Source organism: Paenibacillus sp. FSL K6-1230, from assembly GCF_038002385.1.
GTDB classification, from domain to species: Bacteria; Bacillota; Bacilli; order Paenibacillales; family Paenibacillaceae; genus Paenibacillus; species Paenibacillus massiliensis.
On sequence record NZ_JBBOCK010000001.1, the window covers coordinates 380,097 to 402,995 of the forward strand.

Annotated in this window: 14 protein-coding genes and 2 rRNA genes; 12 read left to right on the plus strand and 4 right to left on the minus strand. The window is 50.0% G+C overall.

The window, feature by feature from the left end:
* Positions 1-32: 32 nt before the first annotated feature.
* Together MKX74_RS01660 and MKX74_RS01665 are read right to left on the minus strand one after the other, a co-directional pair.
* Positions 33-476 carry a chemotaxis protein CheW gene (locus tag MKX74_RS01660; protein ID WP_341177292.1) on the minus strand — a complete coding sequence of 148 codons (444 nt, stop codon included), beginning with the start codon at positions 474-476 and terminating at the stop codon, positions 33-35.
* Positions 473-2,083 (minus strand): methyl-accepting chemotaxis protein, encoded by a 1,611-nt coding sequence (locus tag MKX74_RS01665; RefSeq protein ID WP_341177293.1) that lies wholly within the window; start codon positions 2,081-2,083, stop codon positions 473-475. Before MKX74_RS01665 ends, MKX74_RS01660 begins: the two co-directional genes overlap by 4 nt.
* 333 nt (positions 2,084-2,416) lie before the next feature.
* Between MKX74_RS01665 and MKX74_RS01670 the strand changes: the two genes are divergently transcribed.
* Positions 2,417-2,980, plus strand: a complete 564-nt coding sequence (locus MKX74_RS01670) for a DUF420 domain-containing protein (protein WP_018886902.1) — start codon at positions 2,417-2,419, stop codon at positions 2,978-2,980.
* Between the two features lie 234 nt (positions 2,981-3,214).
* On the opposite strand, the gene MKX74_RS01675 is transcribed toward MKX74_RS01670, so the two are convergent.
* Positions 3,215-4,525, minus strand: a complete 1,311-nt coding sequence (locus MKX74_RS01675; protein WP_341177294.1) for a hypothetical protein — start codon at positions 4,523-4,525, stop codon at positions 3,215-3,217.
* Positions 4,526-4,924: 399 nt separating this feature from the next.
* On the minus strand, positions 4,925-6,754 hold the full coding sequence (locus MKX74_RS01680) for an AbfB domain-containing protein (protein ID WP_341180499.1): 1,830 nt from the start codon (positions 6,752-6,754) through the stop codon (positions 4,925-4,927).
* Between the two features lie 285 nt (positions 6,755-7,039).
* Here MKX74_RS01680 and MKX74_RS01685 point away from each other — a divergent pair, with 285 nt between their 5' ends.
* The 11 genes from MKX74_RS01685 to MKX74_RS01735 all read left to right on the plus strand — a co-directional run bounded on the left by MKX74_RS01685 (position 7,040) and on the right by MKX74_RS01735 (position 22,834).
* Positions 7,040-8,176, plus strand: a complete 1,137-nt coding sequence (locus MKX74_RS01685; protein ID WP_341177295.1) for an AbrB family transcriptional regulator — start codon at positions 7,040-7,042, stop codon at positions 8,174-8,176.
* A gap of 396 nt (positions 8,177-8,572) precedes the next feature.
* Positions 8,573-9,850 carry an ABC transporter substrate-binding protein gene (locus MKX74_RS01690; RefSeq protein WP_341177296.1) on the plus strand — a complete coding sequence of 426 codons (1,278 nt, stop codon included), beginning with the start codon at positions 8,573-8,575 and terminating at the stop codon, positions 9,848-9,850.
* Between the two features lie 81 nt (positions 9,851-9,931).
* Positions 9,932-10,813 carry a carbohydrate ABC transporter permease gene (locus MKX74_RS01695; protein ID WP_025680644.1) on the plus strand — a complete coding sequence of 294 codons (882 nt, stop codon included), beginning with the start codon at positions 9,932-9,934 and terminating at the stop codon, positions 10,811-10,813.
* 53 nt (positions 10,814-10,866) lie between these two features.
* Complete coding sequence (locus tag MKX74_RS01700) at positions 10,867-11,706, plus strand: carbohydrate ABC transporter permease (protein WP_226383715.1); 840 nt, start codon at positions 10,867-10,869, stop codon at positions 11,704-11,706.
* 82 nt (positions 11,707-11,788) lie between these two features.
* A complete protein-coding gene (locus tag MKX74_RS01705; RefSeq protein WP_341177297.1) occupies positions 11,789-13,345 on the plus strand; it encodes a DUF4127 family protein in 1,557 nt (518 codons plus the stop codon).
* Positions 13,346-13,496: 151 nt separating this feature from the next.
* Positions 13,497-14,195, plus strand: a complete 699-nt coding sequence (locus tag MKX74_RS01710; RefSeq protein WP_341180500.1) for an N-acetylmannosamine-6-phosphate 2-epimerase — start codon at positions 13,497-13,499, stop codon at positions 14,193-14,195.
* A 10-nt stretch (positions 14,196-14,205) separates the two neighbouring features.
* On the plus strand, positions 14,206-15,048 hold the full coding sequence (locus MKX74_RS01715; protein ID WP_341177298.1) for a MurR/RpiR family transcriptional regulator: 843 nt from the start codon (positions 14,206-14,208) through the stop codon (positions 15,046-15,048).
* Between the two features lie 76 nt (positions 15,049-15,124).
* Positions 15,125-16,036, plus strand: a complete 912-nt coding sequence (locus MKX74_RS01720; protein ID WP_341177299.1) for an ROK family protein — start codon at positions 15,125-15,127, stop codon at positions 16,034-16,036.
* Positions 16,037-16,106: 70 nt separating this feature from the next.
* Positions 16,107-17,705, plus strand: a complete 1,599-nt coding sequence (locus tag MKX74_RS01725) for an FAD-dependent oxidoreductase (RefSeq protein ID WP_341177300.1) — start codon at positions 16,107-16,109, stop codon at positions 17,703-17,705.
* Positions 17,706-18,013: 308 nt separating this feature from the next.
* Positions 18,014-19,565 (plus strand): 16S ribosomal RNA (locus MKX74_RS01730).
* Between the two features lie 345 nt (positions 19,566-19,910).
* Positions 19,911-22,834, plus strand: a 23S ribosomal RNA gene (locus MKX74_RS01735).
* The 16S and 23S rRNA genes sit together here, the layout of an rRNA operon.
* Positions 22,835-22,899 lie beyond the last annotated feature (65 nt).

Consider the following 22,899-nt stretch of genomic DNA (forward strand, 5'->3'; position numbering starts at 1 on the left):
GGTCTTGTTTGTATGCGTGACTAACTAATTAACTAATTGTATATAAAGCTCAAGATGCGATCCATATGAAGAATTCCTACAAGGGAGGTCTCTTCTTGTTCCTCTTGCTTGGCATAGCCCATAATGTAGCCACTGTTGTTCCAGCCGGAGCGGGTCGGGAGCAGTTCACGATACTCTGAGATCTGTACGACCTCATCCACCAACAGTGCGGCATAGTTCCCGTCTATGGACACGATAATAATGCGTGCGCGATCATCAAGCTCTGCTCCGCCCAGGTCGAACAGATGCCGCAGGCTGATCACGGGTACAATCTTGTTCTGCAGCTCGATTAATCCCATCACCTCGTAAGGTGCACCTGCGGGCCTAGTAAGGGCAGGAACGGTCATAATCTCATGCGCAGAGGTCATAGCCATGCCATACAGCTGATCATCAATGGATATTACAATATACTGCGATGTGTGTGTGGGAGATGTCATAAGTCACGTCCTGTAGATTTTGGGATTTGAAATACAGATACTGATTCATTAAGCTCCTCGGCCAAATGGGCCAAAGCTTGGCTAGTGGATGCGGTCTCCTCGGAGGCTGCAGCGGATTCCTCGCTTGCTGAAGCAATGGTCTCCACAGACAGCATGACATCGGAGGCTTGCGCCGCTTGCTCCTCGCATGCAGCAGCAATCTCATTTACCTTCAGGGAAGAACTGCTTACCATATCCATAATAGTCTGGAATACTTCCTCGGTACGGTTAGATTGTACGACATTTTCTCCTACAATGGAAGCGCTCCGCTTAGTATTTGATTGCATGGTTTTAATAATGCTGGTAATCTCCTTGGTCGCACTACCACTGCGCTCTGCCAGCTTACGAACTTCATTAGCGACAACGGCGAAGCCTTTGCCTTGATCGCCTGCTCTTGCCGCCTCAATAGCAGCGTTAAGAGCTAATAGGTTCGTCTGGGCTGCAATATCATCGATAACTTCAATAATCTCACCGATCTTATCGGAATCGCCTTCGAGCAAATTCATCGTCTGGCGAATCTCATTCATCCCTTGCTTCGAAGCTTGGACGACCTTCTCGCCTTCCTGGGCTACACTCAGGGTCTGGTTGGATAGCTCGGCCGCTTCCTCAGCGCTGCTTGCTACTGAATTGACCGCTTCAGTCAATTCCTTGAACAAATCAGATATGGAGGAGGCTGCATCCGCCTGACTGGAGCTGCTTCCGGCGATTTCCTCGCTGCTGGCTGCAATCTGCTGCGAAGAGGCTCCGACATTTTGAGATGTAATGATGATGCCTCCGATCAAATTACGGAAATTATCGATCATTTGATTCAGGGATCTGGATACCTGTCCGATCTCCTCTTTGGAATCCAGTACGGATTTCTCGGTCAGATCGCCCTTTGACACCTTTTCGATCAAGGCGACCATATAATTCAGCGGCTTGGTGATGGAGTTCGCTACAATAAGTCCAATCAGGATGCTCACTACTACGGCTCCGATAATCAAGGTGATCGTAAGCGTCATCGCAGTGCCGTAATCTCGGTCAGCCAGATCGTTGGTATCTTGTGCGGCTTCGACATTAAGCTTAATTAGATGATCCAGACTTGCGCTGACCTCATCTCCAATGGCGAGGAGAGTCTCATTATTGAATTGGTTGAAGGCAGCGATATCGTCGCTTGCAGCAAGCTGCTTCGCGGTCTCGTATCTGTCTACATATTGTGCATATATCTTTTCGAAATTAGCGAGCTCTTCCATCTCTTCTTGTGTAGTGGCTAATGGACGGTATTGATCAATAGCCGACTGGACATCACGGGCCCGCTCATTCATGCGGTCCATAATTCTCTGCTCGTCAGCATCAGTCTGTGCAGCAGTGAGATCCACAATGTTCACGCGCATACGTTGGTACAAGCTCTCGACGTTGGATACCAATCGTACGGAGGTGAGGTTGTTGTCATACAACTCATTCATGCTGCTGTTCATGGATTCAAGGTTTTTGATCGAATAAATACCCATCACCCCAAGGATAACACATATGACTAGGAATGAAGTAAGGATTTTCACAGCAGTCTTGAGATTATTGAACCATTTCATAATCGTGATCTCCTTTTTAAATGAGTCTTAAGTAGTATTTTGTTGCACATATATATGTATCTCGACAAATTCTAACAACAAATGAAGTATGATTCGACAAAATAGCATTAATTTATCGACATTATGTATAAAAGATAATAGACAAGAATACAAACAGGGTGTGATGAGAGTAGGTGTGTTTTGAGGGGGAATGGGTTAGAATAGCAAGATGACTTATCAAGATGACTAATGGAAGCCACATTGTTCATAGTGTTGTCACTTCACAGTGATGGATGGCGTTCAATATAATAGAATTATTACAATTTTAAAATAACTAAAGGAGAATCCATTCTCATGAGCAAAGCGTCCAAGGACAAGCTCCAGCAGCCTACGACCAACCGGAATTTTACCGGACTGATTGTCACGGTATCTCTGGTAGCCAATGCTATCATTCTCGCGTTGTTCTTTACTCCGCTGGGATATCAGGGCGAGGTACACTTTGATCTGTCCCTCTTGCCACGCATGAACGCTATTTTCAACAGCTTCACCTTTATCTTTTTGCTAGCGGCTTTGTTTGCTATCATCAAGAAGAATGTCACGATTCACAAAAGATTTATTATGGCGGCATTCACAAGTACACTCTTATTTCTTGTCACCTACCTGACCTTCCACTACATGTCCCCTGGGACAGCGAAGTTCGGTGGCGAAGGAATCGTTCGGCCGATTTATTTCTTTATTCTGATTACACATAGCTTCCTGGCAGCCATTATTGTGCCACTGGCACTGTTCTCTGTTGTATGGGGATGGACGATGCAGGTGGAGAAGCACCGCAAAATTGCCCGTTGGACGATGCCGATCTGGCTGTATGTCAGCTTCACAGGAGTAGTGGTGTACCTGTTCATGGCTCCGTATTATTAATGGATGTACAGTCCTTAAGCTAGCTTCATACCTCATAATGCTCTCGGAGTTATGCTCTCGAGTTCAATGTAGTCTGGAGCAGGTGCCTGACCTAGACTTCTCACACAAAAAAAGGGTTGTCCTATTGTCATTGAGATGACAAGGGACAGCCCTTTTACTATTTTGGCAGCCAATAGACTGGAAATCTTGCTGGAATAGCGTGTTCAAGTGCCATACCCTGCTCTTATCCCTTGACTAGATTTCGGGGAAACACCAGCTGGCCATATGCTTCAAATCCTTGGCGTTATGAAACGGTATGCGATCAGGCTCCGGCAGTTGTGAAGCTGGACAAGGCAGCTCCCGTGCCACTCTTCTGACCCAGCTCGTGGAATCAATGGCAATCACCGAGCATTGCCAGCGTCCGTCCTTCCTTGGGCGAAAGGTCATCGTCAGATCCGTCTTGGCCGGCATTTCCTGATAGACTCCGTCAAGATATTCGACCTTAACCCGCTGATCCATGAGCTCATGGCAATACACTGTAATCCATACCCCATCTCTGACGCGAACGGCATATACATCGCCTGCCTGCACCTTACCGGTTCCTGCGTCGGGTGAAGCCTTTGGTACTTTTGCCCGTGGCTTTTTTTTATGCTCCCAAGCGCCTAATATCGTTTCCTTTATATCCGGGAGCTGCTGAGGTCTGTCGTCCAGTGATACGTTGGAGAGATCGTAATCCCCAAAAATCCGAGCCAAGGTTGTCTCATTAATACCAATGGAGGAATCCCACCACGCCAGCGGTGCCTGCACCTCAACCCGAATGTTGGGACGCTGGTCACGCTTCTGGTACGATGTGAATTCGGTTGCCATTCCGGGATAATCCGTCGTATCCAAAATGCCAATTAGCCCCAAAGTCTCTAATAGATTGCGGTAGGCGTACTCGCTACGTGTGGGCAGCAGCCGTTCTTTTTTGAGTGCCAAGGCTGCCTTACTATACCGTGTATTGGCTGGTAGCGAGCGAAGCACCGTCAATATGGCACGGAGTGTCCAACGATCATATTCGTTAGGGGTGGGGAGCTCTTGTCCCGTCATTTCCTGAAGTGCCAGCGCATGTCCAAAAAGGTTGCCGTCCAGTGGAGTCCCACTAGTCATTCTCCAATACCACTCCAGACTCGTATCCGTTGCCCTTGAGACGCTCAAGCCACAGATTTGGCAAGTACTAGAGGAAGGGTAAGGAGCGAACTCGTGATCAGGAACAGCCTCTGCAATCAGCTTGCCAGTAAGCAATGAACGCCAAATCATCGGCGCTGACCATAATGAGGCGACAAAGGCTTGCGCTGACTGATTCAATGTCCAGGGCTCGGCGAGCTGTCTTAATTCGGTCAATGTCTGTTCATGCTGCGGACTTACAAAGTGGTTAGGAGGATGGCCGCTGATCTGAAGTGCTTCTAAATCCACCTCTGATATCTCTGCCGGAATGGGATGCCGCGAAGTTTTAAACTCCTCATCCCAAATTGTGCTCTGATGATAGATTTGCTTCAACAGCCATAGCTGATGGACAACATCCATAAGATCTACCTACCCTTCAAGTGAGTTCCTTCAAGTGAGTGATTGTCATTTTATAGGGAGATTACTGGTAATAACTAGATTATTATTAGTTTAATATATCATAATTGCAGATAGTGGGCTGAATCGTATAATCGTGCCAGTTTTTAAATCAACAATTTAGAAAATAAAAAGGACAAAGCAGGGTGCGCTCTGTCCTCCATTTTCTGTAACTTATACTGTAACTTATTATAATTTGCTTTACTATAACCCGATTCTCTTAGATCTGCTTGCTATACTTCCACTTGCGAAAATCCATCTGCTAAGATCCACTTGCCAAGATCCAATTGCCAAGATCCAATTGCTTAAGATCCAATTACTAAGATCCGCTTGCACTGTCTCCATATTTATATAGATCTGCCGCTATAAATCTACTCTCCCAAAGGTGGCATCACTCTTCAACGTACTGCTGCTGGATTCATTCACCGTGTCAAGCCGCAGCGCATAATCATAATGACGGATGTAGCTCCCGGGCTGGTTATAGGACTCGAAGGAGAGCTTATTGCTCTCTGCCCAACCAGGAACAATCCGGAAGGTGGCATCACCTTTATAGCTGTCGGTGTTACTATAAGCCCCCAATATGATTTTGTTGCTCGAATCACCTGAATCACGCTTTAGAAAGTAACCGGGAAAATTAATAGATTCCAGAGATACACCATCTGTATTGGCGAGGCCAGGTATTACGCGAAAGTGTGAGTCAAGCTCAGGGGAGACGTTGGTATCAATCCGTGCGGCAAAGTTCGCATGGCGAATATAGCGCTCTGGATAATTGTGTGAGCTGAAGCGGCTGTGAGTTAAGAATTCAGGCTCAGCAGGTCCGAGTAATTTCACCTCATGGAGTGTAGGGGTATACCAGTTGCCAGGGTTGTTCCATAGTACCGCATTCACCATCTGAATGCGTACATAGCGTGCAGTGAAATGGACGGCATCCGTAGTGAAGCCGTAGGTGAGATTGTTAGTACGGTCGATGGTGGAGTAATTAACCCCATCGTTACTGACTTCAATTTTATACTTATAATAGCCCTCAGAGCCTTTGTACATGAACCACGAAATGTCGACCTCCGTGATGGTCTGAGCCGAGCCGAGGTCTACCTGCCACCAGGCAGGCCAGGTGTTGGATGAAGCCACCCATGAGGTCTGATAATTGCCATCATTGACATGGGAGGGTGAGGAGCCTGAGGCAGTCGAGATGGCGGTTGCTGGTTGGCCTTGAGCATGATTGACCAGTTCAGGGAGGGTTATTGTACCGGTAGTGGCGTCGATGTCCCATTCCTTGTACCAATCCAGGGAGGCGGTACCGTCTGCATCATTCAGGGAAAGTGGAAGCCAAATATGCTTGTGCTCGCCCAGCTTCATCGGATTCCAGCGATCGCCCATATAGATATAGGAGGTAGTGCTCTCGCCAGTGATTGTAGCGATATCGTGAATCTGTGAGGCAAAGGCCGATGAGTTACCGAATGGCTTCAGCGCTGACCAAGGCCCAGTCATGGACGTAGCTGTGGCATACGCACCTTGATTCGGATACCATCCCGAAGCTTGTGAGGTGAAGAGGTAGTAGCGAGTCCCCTTTTTGACAATGGCAGGAGCCTCACGGTAGGCGTTCTCGAAGAGCCAGCCCTCGAAGGATTCCACGTTTGTATAGTCCGCATTCATTTTGAAGATGGCCATGGTGTCATTGGCCCCGCCATTCTTGCGAGAGGCCGTCACTAGATAGCCTGTCCCATCCGTATCTACGAACACCGTCATATCACGAGATTCGTAGTTCAGGGGACGGAAGCTACCTACATAAGTGAAGGGGCCGTCTGGTGTACTGCTGGTTGCGACTGCGACCCGTCCAAGGTTGTAATCCGTGCCATTCTCGTAATGTGCCCAAAGTACATATTGTTCAGTTGAGGCATTATAAATGACCTTCGGACGTTCGATCTTGCTGGAGCCCAGCTCGTCTGCCGAATGCTTGGTCAGAATTGCATTGTTGAAGGTCCAGTTCTTCAGATCCGTAGATGTGTAGACATTCACACTGTCGAACTTGCCGTTCACTGCATGCTCACCGTACCAATAATATGTGTTTCCTACCTGCAGGATATTGCCGCTGTTCGCCTGAATGGGATTGCCAGCCGTGTCGAACCAATCTGTTCCATTTGTGATGGGGGTACTTGCTGCTTGTGTCCTCTCAGGTGGGCCAGCCAATACCATAAGCGTGAATACGAGTACAAGAATCCAGACCTTGTTCCTTTTCCTCATCTTCATACACCTCCCTAATATTCACAAGAAATCAAAGCGCTTACATTTACTATTTTATGTAAAAATTTGGACAATTCAAGTGGATATTTCATTTGGATGATGCCTTAATTCCATGAACAGCCTCAGGGGCACCTTCAGCACAATGCTATAATGTACATATAGAGAGAGGACGGATAGAGAAATTGCGGAGAAGAGAAGGCTTGCCTACTTGATTCGCATAAGTGGAGGGAGACTGTTATGCAGAAGGAATGGAGTGAAGGGGCCTGGCGCTTCTTCATTTATGCAGGTGTGACCGGACTTGCAGGAGGGACGCTGTTCGCATGGCTAGGTGTACCGGTGCCCTGGCTACTGGGGCCAATGACTGCTGTATTGATCGTATCCAATGTGCTGAGACAGCCTTTACGGTGGTCGTCTCAGCTTCGCGATGTAGGAATTGGTGTGGTGGGATATTCGATAGGGATAACGCTCACCCTCGAATCTTTGCGACAGATGATGATTCAGCTTCCGTTGATGCTGCTGTTCACTACATTACTGTTGCTCATGACGATGATCCTTGCCTATGTTTTCAGCCGTTGTACCGAGTACGACCTACCCACGCTTATGATTGGAAGTGTACCGGGTGGACTATCGCAGATGGTGACACTGGCTGAGGAGATCCGGGGAGTAAATATTAACGTAGTCACGATGATGCAGGTAACCAGGCTGATTATGATTGTATTTTGCGTGCCGCTTCTGCTCTACAGCCCTTGGCTTGGAGGTGGAAGTGTTTCTTCTGAAGGTGTAACTGTAGCTTCTGCTGCCGTAGCTACAACGGAGGGGGCATGGTCGGATTTGCTCCCGGAACTATTGGTCTATGCGCCGTTGTGTGTGCTGGGTGCACTCTTGGGGCAGAGGCTTCGTGTACCTACAGCTTTTCTGCTAGGACCGATGCTTGTCACCACGATTCTACATTTGTTCATGTTGGAAGCACCTGTTCTGCCAGACGCGCTCCTGAATGCTTCGCAATTTTTGATTGGCACTCACGTAGGCTTATCATTCAAAAAACAGGCTTCAGGTAATTTGGCCAAGACAGCTGCGCTGGCGCTTGGTAGTGGTACGCTGCTGATTATCGGCTCCTTGGGACTGACATGGCTGTTCGAGCATTGGCTAGGGACATCTACAGCGACGGCTTTTCTTAGCATGGCTCCCGGCGGGATGGATCAGATGGCGGTAATGGCCCATGAGGTCGGTGCTAATCTGCCGATGGTATCAGGCTACCAGATGTTCAGATTATTTTTCATTTTCTTCGTGGTATCTCCATTATTGGGTCTGCTGCTGCGTCGATTTACTGCTATTACACCTAAGTCGCGCTTGCATACGAAAGAGTCAGCCTGAGCCTTCGGAGTGCCACCATACAGGTAACATCATACAAGTAACGCTTATCCTATCGTTGTTCTAGTATCTTATCCTTGTTCTAGCGCCTTGAAGGGAGGAGGTGTGAGGACAGACTTGTTGTCTGCTAACGACTATGCTTCCCGGATCGTCATTCTGAAATCATATTCGTTCAAGGTGCTAGGCCCGAGGTGTTGTTCTAAGCAGTGAGGTCACTAAGGCATTCCGTGAGGTGAATGTCTTTGGTGTCAGCCTCTTGTTACCTATAAAAGAAAAAATATACCGCTAAATTATATTTTTGTGGAGAAATTATTCTTTTTGTGAGATAACACTGCTATAATTTGGTTAATTCATTATGCAATTGTGTATTTTCTATATTCGAAACAAGGGGGTAATGGTATGAAGGGTCCTAATAAAGGCTTGCTGCTTACGCTGTGCTGCCTGCTTCTGGTGTTCGTCATCAGCGGCTGCAGTGGAGGGGCAACGAAGTCTTCAGGCCAGAATGATGGTAGCGGTCAGGTGACGCTGGAATTCTGGACTATTGCGCTGCAGCCAACGTTTACGGATTATTTCAATCAGGTCATCGCCGATTATGAGCAGGCCCATCCGAATGTCCGTATTGAGTGGAAGGACTACCCGTATGATGCAATCACCAACAAGCTGTTGACCAGTATTTCCGGTGGGGACAGCCCTGATGTGGTGAATCTGAATACGGAATTTGCCAGTCAGATGGGTACGAAGGGTGCCGTGCTTGATATGAATGAGTACCTGACCCCTGACGAGAAGTCTGCTTATTTCGAGGGGATTTTCGAATCCACGGTCATCGGTGACAAGGCATATGCGTTGCCATGGTACACCGGAACCGAGGTGTTGTTCATGAACAAAAAGCTGGTTGAGCAGGCTGGTCTTGATCCTGCAGCGCCACCACAGACGCGTGAGGAGCTTATTGAATGGGCACGCCAGATTAAAGAGAAGACAGGTAAGGCCGGCTATGCCATGCAGCTCGTATCGAAGCTATTCCCGATTGATGGAATTCCGATTCTGAATGAAGACAAGAGTGCTGCTGCATTCAACAATCCCGATACAGAAGCGATGATTCGGAATATACAGCAGCTCATGGATGAAGGCATAGTCATCAAGGAGGATGCGGATTTCGCTAAGCAGGTTCAATATTATGCAGGCGAGCAGGTCGCCTTCGAGCTTGCTGGACCAACCTTCATTAACTTTATCAAGACGGCAGCGCCTGAGGTGTATAGCAATACGATTGCAGTTCCATTGCCTACGGGCAAAGGGGGAGTGCGGATGTCCAATTCCATGAACCTGGTCGTCCCTGCCAAGTCGGCACATCCCGAGGAAGCAGTCCGATTCGCCGTGTTCCTGACCAATGCAGATAGTCAAACGGCGTTCTCGAAGGTGGCCAACACCCTTCCTTCTACCAAGGCTTCGATAGAGGACCCATTCTTCACTGAATCGGATCAGTCTCTTGAGGCCGAGGCCAAAATCGTATCTGCTCAGAGCCTTGATAAAGCTACGGACTATATGGTAGGTGTCCCGAATGCCAAAGATATCAACTCTGCGATCACACGGGCATTACAGAATATTCTTCTGAACGGAGCGGATATGACCAAGACGCTGAATGATCTGGAACAGGAGGTAAACGGAATTTTGCAGCAATAGTCCCCAAGGATGCAACCTAAGCTGGAGCTCATGCAGCAATTTAGTGGACTTTAAAAAAAGACATACAAGGTGGTGATGCTTATGAAGCGGTGGCTGCGGTCAGAGGCTTTTGCTGCCTGGGCGTTCATGACACCGGGATTAGCTTTATTGGCAGTCTTTGTATTCTGGCCCATCCTGTACAGCATTCCGCTTGCATTAACGAATTACTCGGGGCTTACAGATGCCAGCTATGTGGGCTTCGATAATTTTGTGCGGGCACTCAAGGACCGTAATTTTCTGATCTCCCTATGGAACTCTCTAGTGTACGTGCTTGTGGTGCCCTTCATTCAGATTTTCTCTATCCTAATGGCGGTGTTGGTTAATGGAAGAATTCCAGGGATTCGAGCCTTCCGTGCCGCTTATTATACGCCAGTAGTGACATCTATGGTTGCTGTAGCCTTGATCTGGAGCTGGCTGCTAAGCAATAACGGTGTGGTGAACTATTTGCTCATGCAAGCGGGTGTGCTCTCTGAACAGATAGCTTGGCTGTCAGGCAGTGCTACGGCTCTGTATGTACTGATGTTCATTACGATGTGGAAGGGTCTGGGCTATTATATGATGCTGTATTTGGCTGGTCTGCAGAACATTCCTTCTGATCTGTATGAGGCGGCTAGAGTCGATGGAGCGGGGCGTCTACGTCTGATGCTTCATATCACCATACCGATGCTAAGACCGTATGTGCTCTTCTGTACATTGTTCTCTGTCATGTCGGCCATCCGCGTATTTGATGAGGTGTACATTTTGACTAAGGGCGGGCCGGGTACCTCGACATTGACCTCAAGTCTGTATATTTTCCAGAAGGGTATGGAGCAGTTCGAATTCGGCTATACGTCAGCGCTTGGACTCATTGTGAGCCTACTCGTTGGGGCACTTAGTGTGCTTGTATTCTGGCTGAACCGCAAAGGAGGTATCAACTCCTACTGATGCTGAACAGGAAAATAGATACACCAATTCGTCCTCTTGCCGAGTCCCGAGGGATGCGCTTCTTCAGGCGAACGGTGGGGCGACTGGTAGTCTATGCATTGTTGATCTTGCTGGCGTTATTCATGATGGGCCCATTCCTGTGGTTACTGAGTGTGTCCGTGATGCCCGGGCGAAATGTCTTTTCCACGCCACCTGCCATTTTTCCGACATTCGTGGACTTCAGCAATTACGTACAGGTGTGGCAGTTCATGGATTTTCCAAAATATATCTACAACACCGTAATCATAACCGCACTGGGTGTAGTTACGAATGTAGTGTTGGCCAGCCTGACGGGCTATCCACTTGCAGTCTTTCGCTTCCGGGGCAGGAATCTTATCTTCGGGCTGCTGATTGCGACCATGATTATACCTTCCTCTACAGCAATTATTGTGCACTATTTAACGATCCGAGCCATGAATCAGGTGTTGCCTTTCAATAATAGCTTCATGGATGTGGTGTTGCCTGCGGCGATCTCGGTTTTCAATGTATTTCTTATGAGGCAGACCTTCCTCAACATCCCACCAGATGTTCGTGATTCGGGCAAAATGGATGGTGCCTCCGAGCTCCGAATCTGGTGGCAGCTGGTACTTCCGCTGGTGAAGCCTGCCATTGCAGTCATCTCGTTGCTGGAGGTGATGGCTTTCTGGAATAACTTCTTGTGGCCGATTGTCATTATGGATGATCCGCAGGATTATCCTCTGGCCGCTGCTCTGACCTATCTGAATGGGCAGTTCTCTTATAACTTCGGCTGGATTGCTGCGGGTACGATGATTTCGGTATTGCCGATCATTATTGTATTTCTGCTCACGCAGCGATATTACATGGAGGGTCTGGCCGGGGCTGTAAAGGGGTGATATCTTCAGTTCTCGTTGGCCGTTTTAAGCCGGATCATTCGAATGATGATACTTCAGCAAAAAAAAGGCAGGTGGCAACCGTATGGAGTCACGACAGCGAATCTTGTTCATTCCGCTAGACGAACGTCCGTGCAATTACGAATTTCCATTCTTGCTCAGTCAGGGCACCGAGCTGGAACTGGTGCGTCCGCCAAAAGAAATGCTGGGCAACAAGAAGCTTCCAGCAGATCTGCCCCGGTTATGGAGGTGGTTGGAGCAAGAAGCGGCTAATGCTCATGGAGCGATCCTCGCACTGGATACACTGCTCTACGGTGGAATCGTGCCTTCACGTCTGCATGATCAGAGCCCGGCGGAGCTTGCAGAGCAATTGGAAAGATTACGAATGCTTAGGGAGCGTTGTCCGAACCTGCAGCATATTTATGCTTTTCAGTTGATTATGCGCTGTCCGCAGTATTCGCTGGCAGATGAGGAGCCGGACTATTACGCGAACTGGGGACGGGAGATTTTCCGAAAGGGATATATTGAACACCGTCATCTCTCGGGGCTAGCCACAGATGAAGAGCTGATAGAGCTTAAGCATATTGATACTGTCCTGCCTGCCGAGGTCCTTAAGGATTATCTGGATCGGCGCGAGGTGAACGCGCTACTGAATCGGGCGGCTCTGGAGCTGGTAAGCTCAGAAGTTATTGACTTTCTCATCATTCCTCAGGATGATTCCGCGTCTTATGGATGGACGGCAAGAGATCAGCAGAAGGTCCGAGAGCGTATTGCGGAGCTTGATCTGGAGCTACAGGTGTATATGTATCCTGGAGCAGATGAAGTAGCCTGTACGTTGCTCGCCAGAATGCTGAACCGGGTCAAAGGGGTTACTCCGCTGCTCTATCCGCGAATGTCCTCTGATCTGGGGGCACTGGTTACACCTTTGTTTGAGGACCGACATTTCAGCGAATCTCTGAAATATCAGATTCTCGCTGCTGGAGGCTTGATGGTCAGCTCAGCCGCAGAGGCTGACGTCATCCTGCTTGCGAATACTCCGGGAGATACAATGGTCGAAGCTGTAGATCAGCAGCAGGCTTCAGTAGGGTACGATGTACAGCGCAATATAATCGAGCTAATTGAATATGCGGCCTATGTGCAGCGGCACTGGGGCAAGCCAGTAGCCATCGCAGATGTAGGCTATGCCAACGGTGCGGATCTCAAGCTTTTGAGATTGTTGCGCCGCCGGGGGCTACTATTTAAGCTTGCAGGGTACGCAGGATGGAACACGAGCTCTAACACGCTTGGCACCGTCATTGCACAGTCCGTGGTGTACGCTCATTACGGGGCAACTCAGGAGCATCTTGATTTTCTGGCTCTTCGTTATACCGAGGATGCCTGCTATTGCGCTGTAGTGCGTATGGTCATGAATGAACGTATTGTGGACGGGATGGGATTGAGCAAGTTCGAACTGGACGGTCCGCGAGGACGTGCAGCAACGATCGTGCGGGAACAATTGGAGCTTGTGGTTCGTCAAATACTGCTTGGTCCCGATGAGCATATTCATATTCATGATTGCTACATGCCTTGGAACCGGACATTTGAGGTGGGCTTGCGTGTGAGTTATGAAGGTATGGCTGCAGTATCGCAGCAATCTGGCTGATTACTTGCTGATTAATAGTACTGCTCAATTCAGTTGCTCTCAATAAATCAGTCATTTCCGTTAGGAGAGCCTGCTCATTCATGGAGCCATACTATTACTGATGCACATGATTAGTGTGATTATTTTCTATATAAAGAGAGAGGGTGTACGAATGACCCCTGTTATCTACGGTATTCGCCCAGGACTTATCGTATCGTGCCAAGCGTTGCCCGGAGAGTCCCTGCATGGTTCAGACATCATGGCCAGAGTAGCCGATGCTGCCGAGAGAGGTGGTGCCGTCGCGATTCGTGCAAATGGTGCAGAGGACGTTCGGGTGATCAAGCGGACTGTGTCTATTCCAGTGATTGGGCTAATCAAGCGCGACTATCCTGATTCCGAAGTCTACATCACCCCTACGCTGCAGGAGGTGGATGAGCTTCACGAAGCGGGGGCGGACATGATAGCGCTGGATGCTACGAACCGGCCTCGGCCACAAGGGTGCACATTGGCAGGACTATTACAACATGCGGCAGGGCTGAATTTGCCTTGTATGGCAGACATCTCTACATTGGAGGAGGCTGTTCAGGCTGAGGCGCTGGGAGCTGCGTGTATTTCTACGACGTTATCAGGCTATACCTCCTACTCTCCGAAGATGAATGGCCCTCATCTGGAGTTGGTAAGGGAGGCGGCGCAGGCCGTCGGTATTCCTCTTATGGCAGAGGGGAGGATTAGCGAGCCAGCTCAGGTAGAGCAGGCACTGCGACTGGGAGCCTATGCAGTTGTGGTAGGTAGCGCAATTACTCGTCCGCAGTGGATTACAGCGAGATTCGCCGAAGCGGCCGCTAAGGTAGTGACATTAGAAAGGCAGTGAGCATGTATCAATGGACATGAACGATCGAATTCGGACGTATTATCCCTCTTTGACCAAATCTGAAAGCAAGGTGGCCTCCTGTGTGTTGGAGCGCTCCCATGATCTGATTTATTTATCCGTGACGGAGTTGGCTGAATTTGCTGGTACCGGGGAGACCACGGTGATGCGCTTTTGCCGGAAGATTGGCTTCAAGGGATATCAGGATTTCAAGCTGGCTCTGGCTCAGGATCAGACCGCACGCAGACCATATGAGCTACAGCCTCAGGAAGGCCAGCCTGATCAGGAGCCTGATATGATTCAGACTGTGTATGAGGCTATGGTGAATATATTGAACTCCAGTGTGGGCTTGCTCGATCGGGATCAACTGGAGCTAGCCGTGGAAGTGCTTGATCAGGCCGACTATATTCAGTTTTTTGGAGTGGGGTCCTCGGGGATTACGGCCCTTGAAGCCAAGAACCGCCTTCTACGCATGGGCCGCAGAGCGGAGGCAGTAGCTGACAGCCACATCCAATCTATGATGGCGGTAACTATGGGGCCTGGGGATGTCGCCTTCGGGATTAGTGTGTCGGGAAGTACACTCGATACGAATGATATGCTGCATAAAGCCAAGCAGAACGGGGCTACTATCGTCGCAATTACGAATTATGCCAAATCACCGATAACCTCTATCGCTGATATTGTACTCCTTACCGCTGGTAAGGAGGCTCCGCTTGAAGGGGGATCGATTGGGGCGAAGATCTCTCAGCTCTTCATCATTGATCTGATCTGTGAGGGCCTCGCGCGGAAGAATCTGGACCGCACCAAGCAGATGAAGGAGAAGACTGCGAGAGCCGTCATTGAACGCAGCTATTGATTCAGGTGCAATTTGTAGCCTTATAACCGAACGCAAACCGAACCGTTCAACTCAAACCTAACAAAAGGAGCATTCCATGGATAGAGTCATCGGGCTGGATATTGGAGGTACTTCGGTAAAAGGAGCAATCGTGGGTAGGGACGGAACGATTTTCGAGACAGCCAGCTGTCTAACCAAGCCGGAAGAGGGGCGAGAGTTGCTGCTTCAGCGGATGGAAGTGATGGTGTATAGGCTGCTGAGTGAGCAGGCTGATGGGACGGTAGACGCGATTGGAATTGCTTCGGCTGGTCGTGTGAACTTCGGGAATGGTGAGGTTGTATATGCTACGGAGAACCTGCCGGGCTGGCAGGGAGTTCAACTGAAGCAGTGGGCTGAGTCTGTGTTCGGCCTGCCGACGATTGTTGACAATGATGCCAATGCCGCATTGCTTGGTGAAATCTGGCTAGGGAGCGGTTCCCCCCAGGAGGAGCTTGTGATGCTCACTCTTGGCACAGGAGTGGGAGGCGCCTATTCCTTGCATGGGCGTCCTGTAAGAGGGAAGCGCTGGTACGGCGGAGAGTGGGGGCACAGTATTCTGGTACCAGGAGGAATGCCATGTAATTGCGGTAAGAAGGGCTGTGCAGAGCAATACATCTCAGGAACGGCGCTTCATCGGCGGGGTCGAGAATCAGTAGATAAAATCTATCCATCAGCTCATGATTTGATTAAAGGTGCCGAGGCGGGTGAGGAGGAGGCCCTGAGGGTACTGGAGGAATTTGTGTCAGATCTCGCCGTTGTCATTGTCAATATTGGGATTACCCTGGACCCGGATGCCGTCATTGTGGGAGGGGGACTCATCGACTCCAGCGATGTCTGGTGGCCTTTGCTGGAGCGGCAAATGGGTCAATGGGATGCTACATTGGAGATTCGCCGAGCTGCACTTGGCAACAGAGCGGGTTACCTTGGTGCAGCAAATTTAGCGTTGGATGTGAGTAATTCCTGTATCTGAGTATTTCCTGCAGATGTCCTGAAAGATGAAGATTACCAGGTTGATCAAATAATACTCGGGAGGAGCTATCATGGAACAGCGGAGAATGCAAGTGGATGTCGTCGTTGTTGGCGGTAGTCTGGGTGGGACGGCTGCTGCGCTGTCTGCAGCGGAATGTGGCATGAAGGTCATTATGACGGAGGCGACGGACTGGATCGGTGGGCAGCTGACATCACAGGCTGTACCCCCTGATGAGCATCGGTGGATCGAACAGTTCGGATGCACTCTTTCCTATCGAAAGCTCCGTGAACGGATTAGATCCTACTACAAGAGTAATTATCCCCTCACCAAGGATGCCCTTGACGACCCACTTCTGAATCCGGGAAATGGGTGGGTAAGCCGGCTCTCACATGAGCCGCGTGTGGCTCTAAGCGTATTGCAGGATATGCTGGCTCCATATGTAAATAGCGGGAGGGTGAAGATCCTATATCATACTGTGCCAGTAGCGGCCGATACTGTTGAAGATATGATCACTGGAATCGAAGTCCTGCATCTTAAGGATCAGACTCGTCACTATCTGCAAGCCTCTTACTACCTGGATGCCACAGATTGCGGGGATCTATTGCCACTAGCTGGTGCGGAGTATGTAGTTGGTGCAGAGTCGCGCCAAGATACTCACGAGCCTCATGCGCCGGAACATGCGGATCAGCAGGATGTGCAAGGGATTACACATGTAGCCGCAGTAGATTATACAGGGGGCTGGCAGTGTACTATAGAGAGGCCTGCTGACTATGAGTTCTGGAAAGGTTTTATGCCTCGATTCTCAACAGTTCCTCTGCTAAGCTGGTATGCCGCTGATGCAAATGATACTACCCGACTCAAGGAATTTACGATGTTTCCCAATGAGCACGGAGTTACATCCCTGTGGGATTATCGACGGATTGTGGACCCGAAGCTGTGGCGTACTCCTTTATTTGAAGGTGAGGTTACGCTCCTGAATTGGCCAATGAATGATTATTTTATAGGAACGATAATGGATATTGCTGATAAAGATCGTGCAAGTCATCTGGAGGCAGCGGTGCAGCTGACTTTGTCACTCGTGTATTGGCTTCAGACAGAGGCGCCGCGTCTGGATGGGGGAATTGGATTCCCGGGCGTCCGTTTGAGAGGGGATGTGCTTGGGACTGTAGACGGGCTTGCGAAAGCTCCATATATAAGAGAATCCCGTCGGCTCAAAGCGATGCAGACGATTACAGAGCATGATGTCAGCAAGCAGCTTCGTGGAGAAAAGGGGATCCGCCGCTACGCGGATAGCGTGGGCGTCGGAAGCTATCATCTAGATATACACCCTACCACGATAACTCAACGAACGTATTATATCCCTAATTACCCATATGAGATTCCTTTGGGTTCTTTGATTCCGATTCGCATGAAGAACCTGATCGCGGCCTGCAAAAATATAGGTATGACGCAAGTAGCGAACGGCTGCTACCGACTTCATCCGACAGAATGGAATATTGGCGAGGTAGCAGGAGTACTGGCTGCGTATGCTATACAGCACCAGATCTATCCGGCACAGATTAGAGAATCGAATAGTCATCTCAGTCGTTATCAAGAATGGTTGCTTGCTCGGGGCGTTGAGCTACACTGGCCATTAGGAGTGGAATTTACACCTGATTTCGACATGTAAAAACATGGTGCGGAAAAAGATTTATTTTGGGGTTGATAATAAAGTGAAGTTCGTGATATATTATTACGGCTGACACTGATTCAGCATTCGAGATTGAAGTTGAAAAAAAAGTTTTTGAAAAAAAAGCTTGCACTTCTCTCGGGGACGTGATATGATATTATAGCTGTCGCAAAAACGACAGGAAAGAAAAACAAAGTTGATCTTTGAAAACTGAACAACGAGTGAGCGAATTTCACGCAAGTGAAATTCAAACAATGAGATATGAATCTCGTCAGATTCAAAATGAGCAATCGCTCTTTTCAATAACTTTATTGGAGAGTTTGATCCTGGCTCAGGACGAACGCTGGCGGCGTGCCTAATACATGCAAGTCGAGCGGACTTGATGGAGAGCTTGCTCTCCTGATGGTTAGCGGCGGACGGGTGAGTAACACGTAGGCAACCTGCCCTTTGGACTGGGATAACTACCGGAAACGGTAGCTAATACCAGATAATTCACTTCTTCGCATGGAGAAGTGAGGAAAGACGGAGCAATCTGTCACCGGAGGATGGGCCTGCGGCGCATTAGCTAGTTGGAGAGGTAACGGCTCCCCAAGGCGACGATGCGTAGCCGACCTGAGAGGGTGATCGGCCACACTGGGACTGAGACACGGCCCAGACTCCTACGGGAGGCAGCAGTAGGGAATCTTCCGCAATGGGCGAAAGCCTGACGGAGCAACGCCGCGTGAGTGATGAAGGTTTTCGGATCGTAAAGCTCTGTTGCCAAGGAAGAACGTCCTTAAGAGTAACTGCTTAAGGAGTGACGGTACTTGAGAAGAAAGCCCCGGCTAACTACGTGCCAGCAGCCGCGGTAATACGTAGGGGGCAAGCGTTGTCCGGAATTATTGGGCGTAAAGCGCGCGCAGGCGGTCATTTAAGTCTGGTGTTTAAGCCCGGGGCTCAACCCCGGATCGCACGGGAAACTGGATGACTTGAGTGCAGAAGAGGAGAGTGGAATTCCACGTGTAGCGGTGAAATGCGTAGAGATGTGGAGGAACACCAGTGGCGAAGGCGACTCTCTGGGCTGTAACTGACGCTGAGGCGCGAAAGCGTGGGGAGCAAACAGGATTAGATACCCTGGTAGTCCACGCCGTAAACGATGAGTGCTAGGTGTTAGGGGTTTCGATACCCTTGGTGCCGAAGTTAACACATTAAGCACTCCGCCTGGGGAGTACGGTCGCAAGACTGAAACTCAAAGGAATTGACGGGGACCCGCACAAGCAGTGGAGTATGTGGTTTAATTCGAAGCAACGCGAAGAACCTTACCAGGTCTTGACATCTGAATGACCGGATCAGAGATGGTCCTTTCCTTCGGGACATTCAAGACAGGTGGTGCATGGTTGTCGTCAGCTCGTGTCGTGAGATGTTGGGTTAAGTCCCGCAACGAGCGCAACCCTTGACCTTAGTTGCCAGCACTTCGGGTGGGCACTCTAGGGTGACTGCCGGTGACAAACCGGAGGAAGGTGGGGATGACGTCAAATCATCATGCCCCTTATGACCTGGGCTACACACGTACTACAATGGCTGGTACAACGGGAAGCGAAGCCGCGAGGTGGAGCCAATCCTAAAAAGCCAGTCTCAGTTCGGATTGCAGGCTGCAACTCGCCTGCATGAAGTCGGAATTGCTAGTAATCGCGGATCAGCATGCCGCGGTGAATACGTTCCCGGGTCTTGTACACACCGCCCGTCACACCACGAGAGTTTACAACACCCGAAGTCGGTGGGGTAACCGCAAGGAGCCAGCCGCCGAAGGTGGGGTAGATGATTGGGGTGAAGTCGTAACAAGGTAGCCGTATCGGAAGGTGCGGCTGGATCACCTCCTTTCTATGGAGAATCGCTTCCTGCAACGGAAGCATTCAAATAGGCAGATGGAACATCTGCCACCGAAGAGGATATTCGGTACTGCGCTCTGCGCGTATGAAATCCTCTTCACAGCTCACTCGTTGCTCAGTTTTGAGAGTTCAACTCTCAAACTCATCTGTATGAAATTCATCCGCTCAAGCGAGATGGACCGAATTTCACACAGGGGCTGTTGTTTCACAACAGCATTGCACCTTGAAAACTGGATACCGAAACGAAACATTGCGTTTTAGAACATCTTTTAGCTGAACTTGTGTAAGCAAGTGAAAGTTATTAGCGGTTTGATCTTTTGCCTATGGCAAAAATCATGGTTAAGCTAATAAGAGCACACGGAGGATGCCTAGGCGCCAGGAGCCGACGAAGGACGTGGCGAACGACGAAATGCCTCGGGGAGCTGTAAGCAAGCTTCGATCCGGGGATGTCCGAATGGGGAAACCCGGCTACTGTAACAGGTAGTCACTCTTTGGTGAATACATAGCCAAAGGAGAGGCAGACCAGGGGAACTGAAACATCTAAGTACCCTGAGGAAGAGAAAACAATAGTGATTCCGTCAGTAGCGGCGAGCGAACGCGGATTAGCCCAAACCAGGAAGCTTGCTTCCTGGGGTTGTGGGACGTCTCACACGGAGTTACAAAGGTGTACCCTAGATGAAGAGGTCTGGAAAGGCCCGCGATAGAGGTAAAAGCCCTGTAATCGAAATGGTACACCCTCCGAGACGGATCCCGAGTAGTGCGGGGCACGTGAAACCCCGTATGAATCCGGCAGGACCATCTGCCAAGGCTAAATACTCCCTGGCGACCGATAGTGAAGCAGTACCGTGAGGGAAAGGTGAAAAGCACCCCGGAAGGGGAGTGAAATAGAACCTGAAACCGTGTGCTTACAAGAAGTCAGAGCCCGATCTATGGGTGATGGCGTGCCTTTTGTAGAATGAACCGGCGAGTTACGTTCCCGTGCAAGGTTAAGGTGAAGAGCCGGAGCCGCAGCGAAAGCGAGTCTGAATAGGGCGACTATAGTACGTGGACGTAGACCCGAAACCGGGTGATCTACCCCTGTCCAGGGTGAAGGTGCGGTAACACGCACTGGAGGCCCGAACCCACGCACGTTGAAAAGTGCGGGGATGAGGTGGGGGTAGCGGAGAAATTCCAATCGAACCCGGAGATAGCTGGTTCTCCCCGAAATAGCTTTAGGGCTAGCCTCGGAAAAGAGAGTCGTGGAGGTAGAGCACTGATTGGGTGCGGGGCCCGCAAGGGTTACCAAGCTCAGTCAAACTCCGAATGCCATAGACTTAGTTCCGGGAGTCAGACAGTGAGTGCTAAGATCCATTGTCAAAAGGGAAACAGCCCAGACCATCAGCTAAGGTCCCCAAGTGTGTGTTAAGTGGGAAAGGATGTGGAGTTGCACAGACAACCAGGATGTTGGCTTAGAAGCAGCCACCATTGAAAGAGTGCGTAATAGCTCACTGGTCGAGTGACTCTGCGCCGAAAATGTAACGGGGCTAAACACACCACCGAAGCTATGGCTTGATGCTTGCATCAGGGGTAGGGGAGCGTTGTATGCAGGTTGAAGGTGTACCGTAAGGAGCGCTGGACAGCATACAAGTGAGAATGCCGGTATGAGTAACGAAAAGATCAGTGAGAATCTGATCCGCCGAAAGCCTAAGGGTTCCTGAGGAAGGCTCGTCCGCTCAGGGTAAGTCGGGACCTAAGGCGAGGCCGAAAGGCGTAGTCGAAGGACAACAGGTCGAAATTCCTGTACCACCGTAAACCGTTATGAACGATGGGGGGACGCAGGAGGGTAGTGACGCGGACTGATGGATGTCCGTCCAAGCAGTGAGGCTGATGTGTAGGCAAATCCGCACATCGTAAGGCTGGGCTGTGATGGGGAGTGAAAATTACAGTAGCGAAGGTCATGATCTCACACTGCCAAGAAAAGCCTCTAGTCAGGTGAAGGTGCCCGTACCGCAAACCGACACAGGTAGGCGAGAAGAGAATTCTAAGGCGCGCGGAAGAACTCTCGTTAAGGAACTCGGCAAAATGACCCCGTAACTTCGGGAGAAGGGGTGCCTCGGTAGGGTGAATAGCCCGAGGGGGCCGCAGTGAAAAGGCCCAAGCGACTGTTTAGCAAAAACACAGGTCTGTGCGAAGCCGCAAGGCGAAGTATACGGGCTGACGCCTGCCCGGTGCTGGAAGGTTAAGGGGAGTGGTTAGCCGCAAGGCGAAGCTATGAACCGAAGCCCCAGTAAACGGCGGCCGTAACTATAACGGTCCTAAGGTAGCGAAATTCCTTGTCAGGTAAATTCTGACCCGCACGAATGGCGTAACGACTTGGGCGCTGTCTCAACGAGAGATCCGGTGAAATTTTAATACCTGTGAAGATGCAGGTTACCCGCGACAAGACGGAAAGACCCCATGGAGCTTTACTGCAGCTTGATATTGAATTTGGGTACGATCTGTACAGGATAGGTGGGAGCCGTAGAAGCAGGAGCGCAAGCTTCTGTGGAGGCGTCCTTGGGATACCACCCTGATCGTATCTAGGTTCTAACCTGGTACCGTAATCCGGTGCGGGGACAGTGTCAGGTGGGCAGTTTGACTGGGGCGGTCGCCTCCTAAAGAGTAACGGAGGCGCCCCAAGGTTCCCTCAGAATGGTTGGAAATCATTCGAAGAGTGCAAAGGCAGAAGGGAGCTTGACTGCGAGACCTACAAGTCGAGCAGGGACGAAAGTCGGGCTTAGTGATCCGGTGGTACCGCATGGAAGGGCCATCGCTCAACGGATAAAAGCTACCCTGGGGATAACAGGCTTATCTCCCCCAAGAGTCCACATCGACGGGGAGGTTTGGCACCTCGATGTCGGCTCATCGCATCCTGGGGCTGAAGTAGGTCCCAAGGGTTGGGCTGTTCGCCCATTAAAGCGGTACGCGAGCTGGGTTCAGAACGTCGTGAGACAGTTCGGTCCCTATCTGTCGTGGGCGTAGGAAATTTGAGAGGAGCTGTCCTTAGTACGAGAGGACCGGGATGGACGTACCGCTGGTGTACCAGTTGTTCCGCCAGGAGCACCGCTGGGTAGCTATGTACGGACGGGATAAGCGCTGAAAGCATCTAAGCGTGAAGCCCCCCTCAAGATGAGATTTCCCAGTATGTAAGACCCCTTGAAGACGACGAGGTAGATAGGCTGGGGGTGGAAGTGCAGTAATGCATGGAGCTGACCAGTACTAATCGGTCGAGGGCTTATCCTAAAGTAAAATGCAATGATTCGTTTCGGTTCCAGTTTTCAGGGTGTAACACCTTGAATCATATGCTG